The following is a 13,883-nucleotide window of genomic DNA, read 5'->3' on the forward strand; positions in this document are numbered from 1 at the left end:
CCCATGAACGCTTCCCCGACCGGGCCGAAGGAAACCGTTCTCGTCGTCGATGACGAGCCGCAGATCCTGACCGCCATTACCGATCTGCTGGAAGACGAATACTTGGTCTTGACGGCCAATGATGGCCCTTCGGCGCTGGACCTGCTGAAGGGGAACGAGGTGGCGGTGATCTTGTCGGATCAGCGCATGCCGGGCATGAGCGGTGCCGAATTCCTGGGGCAGGCCCGTATTCAATCCGATGCAACCCGTGTGCTGGTGACCGGCTATTCCGACCTGGACGCCCTGGTCAGCGCCGTCAATCTCGGCCAGATCCACGCCTATCTGTCCAAGCCCTGGAATCCGTTGGAACTGAAGGTGGTGGTGCGGACCGCCGCCGATCGCTGGCGTCTGGACCGGACGTTGCAGCAGGAACGGACTCTGCTGCTGGCACTGATGAACAATATTCCCGATGCGGTGTTCATCAAGGATCTGCAGCTCAAATTCTCCCGCGTCAACCAGCCCCAGGCCCGACTGATCGGCATGGCGGAGACCAGCGATCTGATGGGCCAGCGCCTTTCGGATCTGTTGGGGTCCGAACGGGCCCTGGCCGTGGAGGCCGAAGAGCGCGAAATCATCGAGACCGGCAGCCAGCAGTTGGACCGGGTGGAATCCGTCACCGATCCCGAGGGTAATGCCCAGTGGTATTCAGTGACCAAGGTTCCCATCCGCCAGGGCGGCGAGGTGGTGGGGCTGGCCGGGATCGCCCGCGACGTCACGGCACGCAAGCAGGCGGAGGATTATCTGCGCCGTGCCCATGACGAGTTGCAGCATGCGGTGGAAGAACGGACCCGATGGCTCCAGAAGGAAATCGGCCGCCGGGCCGCGGCCGAGGAACAGGCCCAGGCCGCGCGCGAGGCCGCCGAGGCCGCGTCGCGCGCCAAGACCATCTTCCTGGCCAATATGAGCCATGAACTGCGCACGCCCTTGAATGCCATCATCGGCTTTTCCGAACTGGCCCACTCCATCATGGAGAAGCCCGAAATTGACCGCTATGGCGGCTTTCTCGACAACATCTCGGAATCCGCCCATCACCTTCTTCGGGTGATCAGCGATATCCTCGACGTGTCGCGCGTCGAGGTGGGCAAGGTCACGCTGCGCGAAAGCCAGGTGGACGTGGCCGAGGCGGTACGTTCGGCCATGCGTCTGGTCGGTCATGTGGTCTCCAGCAAGAGGCAAAGCCTGACCTTCACTCCCGAAGACGGCCTACCCCGGATCCGGGCGGACGAGCGGCTGATGAAGCAGATCGTTCTCAACCTGCTGTCCAACGCCGCCAAGTTCACGCCCGAATCCGGCAATATCTCGGTTGCTGCGCGCTTGAAGGATGGCTGCGTGATCGTCGAAGTGGCCGATGACGGAGTCGGCATCGCCGCCGAGGATATGGCCATGGTGCTGCAGCCTTTCGGTCAGGCGGAAAACGCCATCAGCCCTAAGCACGAGGGGACCGGCCTGGGGCTGCCGCTCGCCAAGGGCTTCATGGAACTGCACGGCGGCAGCCTGACGCTCAAAAGCCAGGTGGGCGAGGGGACGACGGTGGTGCTGACCTTCCCCGCCTCCTGCGTGGTGGCGGGGTAAAAGAAAAAGGGCCGCTCCGATGGAGCGGCCCTTGAAGTTTCAGGGTCGTTGGTCTCACCCGGCCTTGCGCTTGTTGGCCGAGTGCACGGACATGGCCAGGCCATCGTCGTGCACGGTGGTGGCGTCCTCGGGATAGGCGCCAATTTGGTGAATGGACAGATCGGCTCCGGCAAATTCCTCTTCGTCGGAGAGACGGATGCCGAAGGCCGCCTTGAGGCCGCCATAGACCGCCAGCCCCCCGGCCAGACCGAAGGCCGCACCGATCACCGTACCGGCAATCTGTCCGCCGAAGCTGACGCCGCCCAGGCCGCCCAGGGCTTCCTGGCCGAACACGCCGCAGGCCACGCCGCCCAGAAAGCCGCACATGCCGTGTAGCGCCCAGACGCCCAGCACGTCGTCGATCTTCCACTTGATCTGGCACAGATTGAACAGCCAGACGAACAGAGCTCCGGCAATGCCGCCGGTGACCAGGGCGCCGATGGGATGCATCACGTCGGAACCGGCGCAGACGGCCACCAGACCGGCCAGGGCGCCGTTATGGATGAAGCCGGGATCGTTGCGGCCCACCACCAGGCTGGTGAGAATGCCGCCCACCATGGCCATCAGCGAGTTCATGGCCACCAGACCGGAAATATCGGCGATGACCTGGGCGCTCATGACGTTGAAGCCGAACCAGCCCACGGAGAGGATCCAGGCCCCCAGCGCCAGGAAGGGGATGTTCGACGGCGGGAAGGCCACCAGACGGCCGTCCTTGCGGTAACGGCCCAGGCGGGTGCCCAGCATGAGAACGGCGCCAAGGCCGATCCAACCGCCCACGGCGTGCACGACCACCGAGCCCGCGAAGTCGTGGAAGGCCGCGCCGAACCAGCCCTTCATCAACTCCTGAAAGCCAAAGCGGGTGCCCCAGACCATGCCCTCGAACAGGGGATAGACCAGCCCCACCAGAATGGCGGTGGCCATCAACTGGGTGGTGAACTTGGCGCGTTCCGCGATGCCGCCCGACACGATGGCCGGAATGGCGGCGGCGAAGGTGGCCAGGAAGAAGAACTTGACCAGATCATAGCCCGACGCCGCGAAGGCGTTGCCGGTCTTGCCGATCAACACGTCGGCGCCCACCAGGAAATTGGTGCCGTAGGCCACCCCATAGCCCACGAAGAAATAGGCGATGGTCGAGACCGCGAAATCCGAGATGATCTTGACCAGGGCGTTGACCTGATTTTTCTTTCTGACCGTACCGACCTCGAGGAAGGCGAAGCCGGAATGCATGGCAAGAACCATCACCGCTCCCAAGAGGATGAACAATACATCAGCGCCTGTTTTCAACGTCTCCATTGCATTCCTCTGCCCAATAATGCTGCCGCCGCCGCGGAATTGCCGCGCGGCTTCAAGATGCATGCCAAGTTGATGAAATGATGAAATGCTGTTGAATCAAACCACTACCGGCTGCATAAAATTTAATCATGCAAAATATGATTACAAAATAATCTTTAGCATCGAGCATCGGCCTAAAAATAGGGCGGGTGGCGGCTGCGATGGCGGCGGCGAAATGGCCTCGGCCTTATTTCTGTGCACATTTTATTACTGATGAATATTTGTGCATGAAGAAAAATGGTCTGAGAACGCAAAACGCCGGTCCCTAGGGGACCGGCGTTTGCGATGCCATTCCTCGGATCGAAGAGGAATGGCGCGAGTGACGGGGCTCGAACCCGCGACCTCCGGCGTGACAGGCCGGCGCTCTGACCAACTGAGCTACACCCGCGCGAGGGCCGGTGATATAGCAGCCGAATTCGGGGGGCGCAAGCCTCTTTCTTGATGGGATGTGAATCGACAGCATGAAGGGCGGCCCATAAACTGACGGGCAGTGGTTCATGGGAGGTGGCCGTGGCGGATATCATCAATCTGAACAAGGCCCGCAAGGCGCGCGCCAAGGCCGATGCAGAGGAAACGGCCAAGAACAACCGGGTGCGTTTCGGACGGACCCGCCAGCAGAAGGAAGAGGCGCGCCGCGAGGCGGAGCAGCAGTCGCGGGGGCTGGACGGCAAGAAACTGGACGAGTGATGGCCGCGTTGCAGTGACTCCCTATTAAAGATGCTGATGATATATACTTTCGCATCCTGGTTTTAGCCTAAACGAGGCTCATAATCCTTCCTGAGAGAAAAGCCTGAGGGCGGATTAACGCTCCGGCGACCGGGAGGCAAAATGTCACAGGCGACGGAAGTCCCGGAATCGCGGATTCCGGCGGGGTTGCACGTCGCTTTGCTGCGCGATCTGCCGGATGTTTTGTACAGTATCGATGCCGATGGCTGCTTTATCTGGGTTTCACCCAATGCCGAGGCCGTGTTCGGGTATTCCCCCCTTGAACTGATCGGTACTCCGGCGGCGCGGATGTATTCGCGCCCCGAACTGCGGGCAGAAACCGCAACCCGTATCCGCGAAGCGCGGGGCCGCGCCGTCCGGGCCGAGATGGAGATGCGCCGCAAGGACGGAGTGTCCATCTGGACCGCCATTTATGCCTGCGCCCATTTCGATGCCGAGGGTGGTTTCGCCGGGATCAACGGCGCCATCCGCGACATCACCGAAGTCTGGCAGACCCGCAAGACCCTGGAGGATAGCGAGGACCGCTTCCGCCGTCTCTCGGACGTGGCGACCGAAGCCATCTGCATCCATTTCGAGGGCAAGATCATCGATATGAACAAGGCCTTCGAGACCTTGTTTGCGTATCCGCGCGATGAATTGCTCACCATGTGGGCCTGGGACGTCATCGATCCCCGCGATATCGGCCTGGCCAAGAGCATGGTGGCTCAGCAATACGAGGCACCCTACGAGGTGCGCGGCATCCGCAAGGATGGCTCGGTCTTTCCCATGGAGATCTATTCCAAGCACAGCTGGATGGGGGAGAAGTCGGTCCGCGTCACCTCCATCCGCGACCTGACCCAAAGCAAGAAGGCCGAGGACAGCGTGCGCCTGCTGTCCCAGGCAGTGGAGCAAAGCCCGGTGGCCGTGGCCGTGGTGGGCGGCGACGCCGTGGTCCAATACGTCAATTCGGCCCATGCGGCCATCACCGGCTATCCGCAGGCCCAGGTGGTCGGCAAGCCGCTTTCGGGGCTTTACCCCGGCAAGGCGCGGTCCACACTGGACGATCTCTGGCGCAGCCTCCTCACTCTGGGAGAGTGGCAGGGCGAGGTTCACGTCAGACGCCAGGACGGAGCCGGACAATGGCAGCGGGTCCACGGATCAAAGGTGGCGACGCCGGGCGGGGGAGGGACCCATTACCTTCTTCAGATCGAAGATGTCACCTTGCGCAAGGATCAGGAGCGCAGGCTTCAGCATCAGGCCATGTTCGACGGTCTGACCGATCTGCCCAACCGGGTCCAGGCCCTGGATCGGCTGTCGCGCGAGATCGATCTAGCCCGCGAGCGCGAGCGGAAGGTGGCCCTGCTGTTCGTCGATTTGGACGAGTTCAAGGCCATCAATGATTCCCTTGGCCATGAATATGGCGACGAATTGCTGGTTCTGGCCTCGGAGCGGTTGCGCAAGGCCGCCGGAGACGGTGGGACCGTGGCCCGATTCGGCGGAGACGAGTTTCTGGTGATCCTGGGCGATCTGGAGGACGGGGCGACGCCGCAACGGGTGGCAGCCGGGATCGTCGAACGTTTTTCCCGGCCTTTCGCCATCAGCCGCCGCGACCTGATCGCCACGGCCAGTATCGGTCTGGCCATCTATCCCGATGACGGGCACACGCCGCAAACCCTGCTGCGCAACGCCGATATCGCCATGTATCAGGCCAAGCTGGCGGGGCGGAACCGGTTCTGCTTTTTCACCAGCCGCATGAATGAGGAGGCCGAGGCCCGGCTGCGCATGGAGGGCGAGTTGCGCCGCGCCGTGGGAACCGATCAGTTTCATCTGGCCTATCAGCCCCTGGTCGATGTGAAAAGCGGCCGCGCCGTGGGGGTGGAGGCCTTGCTGCGCTGGAGTAACCCGGAACTGGGCAATGTGCCCCCCGACCGCTTTATTCCCCAGGCGGAGACCTGCGGCGTGATCGTCGCCATCGGCCGGATGGTTCTGGAAACCGCCTGCCGGGATGCCCGCCGCTGGGTGGATGCCGGGCATGCCGATCTGAGGCTGTGCATCAATGTTTCGCCGCGTCAGTTCCAGGATGCGGGATTTCTCGGCCATGTGCGCGCCGCCTTGGCCGCTTCCGGCCTGTCGCCCGCCAATCTGGAACTGGAAATCACCGAGGGCCTGCTGCTGACCGAGCGCGGCGATGTGGATGTTTTGCTGCGCGCCCTGACGGATATGGGGATCCAACTATCCATCGACGATTTCGGCACCGGCTATTCGTCGCTCAGCTATCTGGAGCGCTTTCCCTTCGATACCCTGAAAATCGACCGCTCCTTCATGATCGGCATGCTGGAACGCCAGGAACGCAAGGTGCTGGTGGAGACCATCGTCGCCATGGCCTCGGGGCTGGGTCTCAAGGTCATCGCCGAAGGGGTGGAGACGGTCGAGCAACTGGCCCATCTGACCGCCATCAACTGCGACATCGCCCAGGGTTATCTGTTCAGCCGTCCGGTTCCCGCCACTGAAATTCCGCCGCTCTTGGAGCGGGTGTATCGGTAAGGTGAACCCTATTTCTCGTCCCAGGGCAGGGGCAGGGCGCGCCAGCGCTTCCAGCATTTGTCCGCATCATTCAGCAAGGTGGCGCGGCGGCTTTGGTGCCAACCGGCGATAAGCCCGGCTGCGCGCGAAGAGCCCGCTCCGGCGCCGCGGCCCGACAGTTTGGGGCCCGCCACGGCGATATCGTTGAGCTTGCCCAGCACGTCCTGAAGTTCAGCCAGTTCCGACAGATAGACCTTGGTGCTCTTGCGCGGCACCAGGGAGGCGAAGAATTCACCGGCATAGCGAACCTGCTTGCCCCGGATACGAACCGCGTGCCGCTGTTCCGGCGACAGACGCGACAAGGTCTCGCCGCCTTCCTTCAGCAGGCGGGTGACCACCTTGCCGACCCGGCCAGCGGCGAAGGTGGCGATCGGTTCGGCCAGCCGCCGTCGCGCACCGCCATGGGACGGCGTCAGCCAGTCCCCGGTTTCCACCCAGCGCCCGAGATTGAGGGTCATGGTGGCGTAGCGCTTGGATTTCACGGCAGAGATGGCGGCGGCCAGCTTGGTTTCGCGGTCCTTGCGCCAATGGGCGCGCAGCGCGATCAGCCCGGCATTGCCGGGATGGGCGGCCAGGACGGGATCGACGATTTCGGATAAAAAGACATCGGCGTCGCGTGCTGGCCCCAGATGGGCCAGAAGCCAGCGCAGGTCGTCCTTGATCCGCTCCAGGTCCGGGCCTTCGGTGACGGCCTTGAAGACCTTGATGGCCGAGCGCATGCGGCGCATGGCGACGCGCATCTGATGGATGGCCTCGCCCGCCTCGGTCGCCAACAGGCAGCGTTCATTGAGCATCAGGTGTTCGAGGCAGGCCCGCGCGATGGCCCGGAACGATTCCTCTACCGTCATGGCGGGCGTCAGGATTGGCGCCTTGGCCTTCACCACCGGGGCGGTCTTGCCCGCCGCAAGGCTATATCCCCGTTCCGACTTGGAGAGGCAAAGCGGGCGGGCCGCCGTTTCCGCCTGGATGTGGGTGGCCAACCGGAAAAGGTGGGCGGGTGTGCCGCTCACCAGTTCCAGTTCCACCTCGGAGATCTCCTCGCGCCGGTCGCCGACGACCAATGCGCCCCGGTCCAAGGCCACTTCGGCTTCCCAGCCTTCGCCGCCCAGGCGGATCAGGACGCGGTCCACTTCGGTGGAAAAGACCGGGGTCAAGAGGTCGGCCAGTTCGCCGTCGGCGAAGGCGGCAAGACCGGTCAGTCGCAACTGCTCGGCATCCAGATCCGGCGATGCCAGGGGAACTTCCCATTCGTCGCGGTCGAACAGGCCCGATACGCTGGTTCCGGCGGTCTTGACGGTCTGGACAAATCCCGATCCGGTCCGCCGGACTCGCACAGCGATTCCTTGGGATGCCAGGATGTGATCAGAGGTGTCGTAATAGATCGAAGACAGGCGCTTGGACGTCGGCTCGGCCAGCCGTCCGGCGCTCAGGCAGGGGCGCTGGGCGATGCGCGCCAAGTCTTCGGGCGCCAGTGCCAGCTTCAACTCGATTTCTCGGCCGTCCATGAAGGTCCCTCGGTCGATAAAGCGACTATACCAGTCCCCAGGCATTCAGCCATTAGCAAAGTGTGAACCTTCATTGACGCATTATGCGCAAGGAGGCTGAAAAGGCCTTGTCCTGTCCGCGCGGATGTGAGAGTCCGGGACAGGCGCGCGGGCGTGCCATCTTTGGGGGCTATGTCGATGAGCAGGAAAGGGTTGAGCCGGGGTCTTCTGTCCGTATCGCTGGCGGCCATGCTTGCGGCGTGCGGCGTGCTCAATGACCCTCGCGGCTTTACCGACGCGGTGATGAAGTCTCCGCTGCTCGATGATGATTCCAGCGAGAAGGCCATGACCGCGCTGACCCGCGGCGAGTACAGCACCGCCGAGCGCCTGGCCATCGGGGCCCTGCGCCGCAACCCCAAGGACCCCTACGCCCTTTACACCGCGGGCATGGTCTATCAGGCCACGGGCCGCTACGATCTCGCCCACCAGTATTACGAGGTGATCCTGGCCAACCGGCCCCAGGTCACCCTCACCGTGCCGTCCCAGGGCGGGCCTCAAGTCCGCTCGCTGATCGACGTGGCCCAGGCCAATCTGCTGGTGGTCGATAAGATGCTGGGCCGCACCGTTGCCGGTTCGGCCTTGCGCTCCGGGCGCGGCCCCGAAATCACGCCGCAGCAGTTGGAGCCCACGACGCCGCAATCGGCATCGCGCGGCACGATCGCCGCCGAGCCGCTGGGCGAACCGGGAAGCCCCGCCTCCCAGATGTCGACGCGGGGCGCCACCCAGGCGGAAACCAATGTGGCCACCCGCTTTCGCACCCTGCGCCGTCTGCTGGACGAGGGACTGATCACGCCCGAGGAACATTCGCGGCGGCGCAGCACCAATCTCGGCGCCCTGCTGCCCTATTCCTCCTCGCTGCCCCCGGCCCAGGGGCTGGAACGCCCCGGTCCCACCGAGGAACAGGTGGTGGACCGTCTGCGTGCCCTGGCCGTGGCCCTGGAAAGCCGGGCCCTGTCTCCGTCCGAACACGGGGCCGAGCGCACCGCCATCCTCGAGGCCCTGCTGCCCGCCGAGCCGCGCAAGGTGGATATGCCAGTCCTGCCGCCCAAGGACGTGATGGAAGCCGCCAGCGCCGTCGGCCGGGTCGAGCGTCTGCGGGCCGCCAATCTGGTTTCCGCCGAGGAAGCCAAGCGCGAGAAGGCCGCGGTCGAGAAGGTTCTCGACAGCCAGCTCGCCAAGCAGCCAGTGTCGGGCACCGCGTCGGGCCTGCGCCAGGGATCGGCCAATGGGGCCAAGTCCTCCAATGGCGGCGGAACGCCAGGTGTGGGTCTGGGCAGCGCCAAGACCGAGGAGGCGGCGCGCGACACCTGGGAAAAGATCAAAGCCAAGTTCCCCGAGGAACTGGGGGGCGTTAACGCCACATTCCCCAAGGTCGATCAGGGCGAGCGGGGAACCCGCTGGCGGATCGTCGCCGGTCCCATGAAGAGCCGCGCCGACGCGACCAAACTGTGCAAGGTGCTGAAACTGCACCGGCAGTCCTGCGAAGCCACCTCCTATTAACGCAAATTCCAACGGTCAGACCTTGCGCCAATGAGGGGGCTGGAACCACCTCTGCGGGTATACAATGTCTTGTCGCAAAGGTTTTAAGGGGGGCGCCGTCATGTACAAGGACATCCTGGTCCATATGGACGATCATCCACGCGCCCGGATTCGTCTTGAACTGGCGGCCGGTATTGCCGCCCGCTTCCAGGCCCATCTGATTGCGCTCAATGTGCGCGACCAGACCTTGCTGCCGTCCCATATGACGGCCCGGTTCGGTGGCGATCTCGATCAGTTTCGCGCCGCCGGAGACGCCGAGGCGGCCAAGCGCGTCAAGGCCGTGGTGGATGCCTTCCAGGTTCCGCCCGCCGTGACGCTGGAATGGCGGGACGTGACGGGGCTGATGTCCGAGACGGTGGCCTTGCACGCCCGTTACACGGATCTGGCCGTCATCGGGCAGGGACAAGCCGATTCCTCGGCCCCCCGTCTGGCGGATGAACTGATCATGTCGGTGGGCCGCCCCGTCCTGGTGGTGCCCTTTGCCGGGCGTTTCCCCAGCTTGGGGCGGAAGGTCATGGTGGCCTGGAACGGCGGCCGCGAGGCGACGCGGGCCATCCACGACGCCATGCCTCTGCTGGTCAGCGCCGAGGTGGTGCACGTCATCGCCATCAATCCCGAACACGGCATGGCCGGGCACGGCGATATTCCCGGCGCCGATATCTGTCTGCATCTGTCGCGCCATGGGGTCAAGGCCGTGTGCGAGCATGTGGTTTCCGACGATCTCAATGTGGGCGAGATGCTGCTGTCGCGTCTGGCCGACGAGGATGTGGACCTGATGGTCATGGGCGGTTACGGCAGTTCCCGCCTGCGCGAAATGGTCCTGGGCGGCGCCACGCGGCACATGCTCAATTCCATGACCGTGCCGGTGCTGTTCAGCCACTGAGGCCGGATATTACCTTTTCGGGTCCAGAGCCCGCTGTAACCCGTCGCCCAGCAGGTTGAAGCCCAGCACGGTGGCGAAAATGGCGGCCCCGGGCCAAAACGCCATGAGCGGCGCGCTCCACACCACGTCCATGGCGCCTGTCAGCATATTGCCCCAGGACGCCAGGGGCGGACGGATGCCAAGGCCCAGGAAGGACAGGGCGCTTTCGATCAGGATGATATTGCCCACCGACAAGGTGGTGGCCACCACCATGGGCGAGGCCACATTGGGCAGGATGTGCCGCAGCATGATGCGGCCCGGCCGCGCGCCCAGCGCTTCGGCCGCCCGCACGTAATCGCGCGACCGCACCGACAGCGTCGCGGCGCGCACCAGCCGCGCCACCCCGGTCCAGGCGACGCAGGCGATGATCAGGGCGGGGCGCAGAACGGCGAAGACCGGCGACTCCGTCATGCCAGGGGGCACGCCCAGCTTGGCCGGATCGGCGGCGGCCAGCACGATCAGCAGCGGCAGCAGGGGCAGCGACATCACTCCGTCGGTGAGGCGCATCAGAAGGGCGTCTGTCCTCTTGCCGTGATAGCCCGCCAGCAGCCCGACAAAGGTGCCGATCATCGCCGCCATCAGGGCGGTGATGGCCGCCACGCTGAGCGAAACCAGCCCGCCCTGGGCCAGTCTTGCACCGATATCGCGGCCCAGATCGTCGGTGCCTAAGGGATGGTCCGGCGATGGCGGAGCGAAACGGGCGGCCAGGTCCAGATCATCGGGGGCGGGCAAAGCCCAAGGCGCTAGCGCGATGGCGGCCAGCAGCAGCAAGAGAATGACCGCGCCCGCCCTCATGTGCGGCTGGTCCGGGGATCGAGGCGCCCATAGGCAATGTCCGCCAGGATCGAGCCCATCAGCGTCATGGCGGTGGCCAGCAGTAGACCCGACAGGGCCAGATTGAAATCATTGCCCATCACCGCTTCGTAGATCAGGCGGCCCATGCCGGGCCAGGCGAACACCGTCTCGGTGATCAGCGCGCCGGAAAACAGCCCGCCGAATTCCAGGGCGATGATGGTGGTGATGGGCAGCAGGGCGTTGCGCAACTGGTGGACCAGCACCATTCGGGCGGGGCCGCAGCCCTTGGCGCGGGCCGTGCGCATATAATCGGCTCCCGCCTCGTTGATCATGGCGGCCCGCATATGCCGTGCCGCCTGGCCAAGACCGGCGAGCGCCAGGGCCGAGACCGGCAGGACCATATGGCGCAGGCGGTCGCCAAGCCCGCCATCGCCCACATCCGCAACGCCGCCAGCGGGCAGCCAGCCCAGCGACACGGCGAAGACCACGATCAACATCAGGCCCAGCCAGAACACCGGCACCGAGACCGAGGCGAAGGCCAAGAGGTTGACCAGTCGGTCAAGCATGCCGTGGGGCTTCAACGAGGCGACGATTCCCAGCGGAATAGCCAGGGACAGGGACAAAGCCATGGCGGACAGCATCAAGAGCGCGCTGTTGCCCAAGGCCGGAAGCATGGCTTCCCCGACCGGTCGGGCATAGAGCCGCGAATAGCCCAATTCCCCCTGGACGAACTGTCCCAGCCAACGCAGCCAGCGCTCGGTCCAGGGGCGGTCCAGGCCGTAGAGCGCCTTCAGCCGCAGCGCGTCGTCGGGTGTGAGGCGAGGGTCGGCGGCGATCATCAGATCAATGGGATCGCCGGGCATCAGGCCCATCAGGCCATAGACCACGAAGGACATCACGGCCAGGACGAGGACCGAATGGACCAGCCTTGCGGTCACTCCCACCGCCAATTCTCCACCCAATAGGGGGAGGGGTCCTGATGGCCGGTGGGCACCAGCCCCTTCAACGCCTTGGGCAGGATAAAGGAATCCGATTTGAAGAACAGGGGCAAGGCGGGCAGATCCGCGGCGTAAAGCGCCTGGATCTCGCGCCACAAGGCCTTGCGCTTGTCCTTGTCCAACTCCACCTCGACCGAATCGATCAGCCGGTCCATGGCCGGACTGGCATAGCCGGTATAATTCTGGCCCGACCAGTTGTTGGCGGCGTTAGGCACCATGGCGGAATGGAGCGAGGAGCGCGGCACGCTTTCCGGGGCCGAATACCAGGCGAACAGGGCCATATGGGGGAATTTACGACGGGTCACCGTATCGCCGAACAGAATGCGGGGCGGCTCGGTCTTCAGGCGCAGTTCCACGCCGATCTTTTTCCACTGGGACTGCATCACCTGGGCCACCATCTCGCGCGAGCGGTTGCCTGCGGTGGTGACCAGATCCAGCGCAAGACGCTCACCCTTGGCATTGACCCGGATGCCGCCCGGACCCGGCTTCCACCCGGCCTCGTCCAGCAGCGATGCGGCGCGGACGGGATCGAAGGAGGCCTTGGGCAGATCGGCGGCATAGACCCAGTCCAGGGGTGGAACCAGGGATTCCGCGACGATCTGACGGCCCTCGAACAATTGGCGCGACATGGTCTCGCGGTCGAGACCCAGCAGCAGGGCGCGGCGCACCTTGAGATCGGCGAGAATAGGGGAGCCCAGATTGAGATCCAGATGCTCGTAGGTCAGGCTGGGCTTGGTGACGACATTGAAGCGGGCGCCGTGGCGCTTTTCGAAGGCGATGGCTTGCTCCAGCGGCAGGCCCAGCTCTCCGGCGATCATGTCGACTCCACCCGACAGCAGATTGGCCTCCAGCGAGGCGGTGTTCTCGATGGCCTTGATGACGATGCGCTTGAAGGCGGGCTTCGCCCCGCCCCAATGGCTGTTGGGCTCCAGCACCACATGGCTGCCCTGGACTACCGCGGTGATGCGGTAGGGGCCGTTATAGAGGCCGGGATTGGTGGAATCCTGGTCATAGGCGGTGCGGTTGCGGTATTCGGCGGGGGCGCTTTTGAACCGCGGCCCCTCGATATGGGCGGGCAGCAGGCGCAGATCGTTGATGGCGTTGTAGTCGAAGGTCAGCTTGTCCACATGCAGCGTGAAGCTGCGCGCATCCTTGACCTCGATGCGGGTGATGCGGCGGAACAACTCGGCCGCCGCCACGCCCGATTGCGGGTGGCGCCCCACCTCCCAACTGAATACCACGTCGTCGCTGGTCACCGGCTTGCCGTCGGCCCAGCGGGAATCGGCGCGCAAGGTATAGGTGGCGGCGATGCCCTTCTTGCCGCCCGGCAGTGACTCCACTTTGGCCAGGCCGTTCTCCATGCTGGGCAGTGTCTCGCACAGCAGGCAGATCAGTTGCCACGACGCGTCATAGGCGGTGATGGGCCGCTGCGCGAAGGCCAGGACATAGGTCTTGGCCAGCATGGATTCGATGGACGGGTTCAGCGTCGCCGGAAACTGGGTGATGCCGATGGCAAGCTCGTCCTTGGCAAGCGCCGGGGCGGCAAACAGGAGTGAGAGGACCAGTGGGGCGAGGCGCTTGAACATCGTCCTAGAATCAAAGCCCCGTCCCCGGCTGTCAAGCCAAGGGACTTGCGCCGTCCAAAAATTGAAAACATGGAGATTGAGCTATGCCATATGGCGTAGTTTTTGGAGTATAAAATATATCTTTAGATATTAGCACTACTTTGGCATATTTTAGCTACGGGCGGTTTTTTGGGGTTCCCAAGAGCAAGTTTGCGTGATTCATAAGAGGTCGGCTTATGGAGGGCCGATC

At 64.2% G+C, this 13,883-nt stretch carries 11 protein-coding genes and 1 tRNA gene; 6 read left to right on the top strand and 6 right to left on the bottom strand.

The features are described 5' to 3' along the window. Positions 1-3 precede the first annotated feature (3 nt). On the top strand, positions 4-1,611 hold the full coding sequence (locus tag CCC_RS02440; RefSeq protein WP_041039606.1) for a hybrid sensor histidine kinase/response regulator: 1,608 nt from the start codon (positions 4-6) through the stop codon (positions 1,609-1,611). A gap of 54 nt (positions 1,612-1,665) precedes the next feature. Here CCC_RS02440 and CCC_RS02445 read toward each other — a convergent pair whose 3' ends face one another. Then, positions 1,666-2,943 carry an ammonium transporter gene (locus tag CCC_RS02445; protein ID WP_041039608.1) on the bottom strand — a complete coding sequence of 426 codons (1,278 nt, stop codon included), beginning with the start codon at positions 2,941-2,943 and terminating at the stop codon, positions 1,666-1,668. Between CCC_RS02445 and CCC_RS22525 the strand changes: the two genes are divergently transcribed. After that, a complete protein-coding gene (locus tag CCC_RS22525) occupies positions 2,872-3,024 on the top strand; it encodes a hypothetical protein (RefSeq protein WP_162484138.1) in 153 nt (50 codons plus the stop codon). The genes CCC_RS02445 and CCC_RS22525 overlap by 72 nt on opposite strands. 269 nt (positions 3,025-3,293) lie before the next feature. On the opposite strand, the gene CCC_RS02450 is transcribed toward CCC_RS22525, so the two are convergent. Further along, a tRNA-Asp gene (locus CCC_RS02450) sits at positions 3,294-3,370 on the bottom strand. Positions 3,371-3,492: 122 nt separating this feature from the next. On the opposite strand from CCC_RS02450, the gene CCC_RS02455 reads away from it, so the two are divergent. After that, a complete protein-coding gene (locus tag CCC_RS02455) occupies positions 3,493-3,669 on the top strand; it encodes a DUF4169 family protein (RefSeq protein WP_082036471.1) in 177 nt (58 codons plus the stop codon). A 141-nt stretch (positions 3,670-3,810) separates the two neighbouring features. Then, positions 3,811-6,231 (top strand): EAL domain-containing protein, encoded by a 2,421-nt coding sequence (locus CCC_RS02460; RefSeq protein WP_082036470.1) that lies wholly within the window; start codon positions 3,811-3,813, stop codon positions 6,229-6,231. 8 nt (positions 6,232-6,239) lie between these two features. Here CCC_RS02460 and CCC_RS02465 read toward each other — a convergent pair whose 3' ends face one another. After that, on the bottom strand, positions 6,240-7,775 hold the full coding sequence (locus CCC_RS02465; RefSeq protein WP_009867671.1) for a CYTH and CHAD domain-containing protein: 1,536 nt from the start codon (positions 7,773-7,775) through the stop codon (positions 6,240-6,242). A gap of 192 nt (positions 7,776-7,967) precedes the next feature. Here CCC_RS02465 and CCC_RS02470 point away from each other — a divergent pair, with 192 nt between their 5' ends. Beyond that, entirely contained in the window at positions 7,968-9,314 is a 1,347-nt protein-coding gene (locus CCC_RS02470; RefSeq protein WP_041039612.1) for an SPOR domain-containing protein, read from the top strand. A gap of 100 nt (positions 9,315-9,414) precedes the next feature. Continuing rightward, positions 9,415-10,236 (top strand): universal stress protein, encoded by an 822-nt coding sequence (locus CCC_RS02475; RefSeq protein ID WP_041039615.1) that lies wholly within the window; start codon positions 9,415-9,417, stop codon positions 10,234-10,236. Between the two features lie 9 nt (positions 10,237-10,245). Here CCC_RS02475 and CCC_RS02480 read toward each other — a convergent pair whose 3' ends face one another. From CCC_RS02480 to CCC_RS02490, 3 genes are read right to left on the bottom strand one after another with little or no spacing between them, the layout of a single operon-like run. Next, positions 10,246-11,070, bottom strand: a complete 825-nt coding sequence (locus CCC_RS02480; protein ID WP_009867385.1) for an ABC transporter permease — start codon at positions 11,068-11,070, stop codon at positions 10,246-10,248. Beyond that, positions 11,067-12,008 carry an ABC transporter permease gene (locus tag CCC_RS02485; protein ID WP_009867384.1) on the bottom strand — a complete coding sequence of 314 codons (942 nt, stop codon included), beginning with the start codon at positions 12,006-12,008 and terminating at the stop codon, positions 11,067-11,069. The genes CCC_RS02480 and CCC_RS02485 overlap by 4 nt, the downstream gene beginning before the upstream one ends. Continuing rightward, positions 12,005-13,654 carry a peptide ABC transporter substrate-binding protein gene (locus CCC_RS02490; RefSeq protein WP_041039619.1) on the bottom strand — a complete coding sequence of 550 codons (1,650 nt, stop codon included), beginning with the start codon at positions 13,652-13,654 and terminating at the stop codon, positions 12,005-12,007. The genes CCC_RS02485 and CCC_RS02490 overlap by 4 nt, the downstream gene beginning before the upstream one ends. Positions 13,655-13,883: the final 229 nt, after the last annotated feature.

The organism is Paramagnetospirillum magnetotacticum MS-1, assembly GCF_000829825.1.
GTDB lineage: Bacteria > Pseudomonadota > Alphaproteobacteria > Rhodospirillales > Magnetospirillaceae > Phaeospirillum > Phaeospirillum magnetotacticum.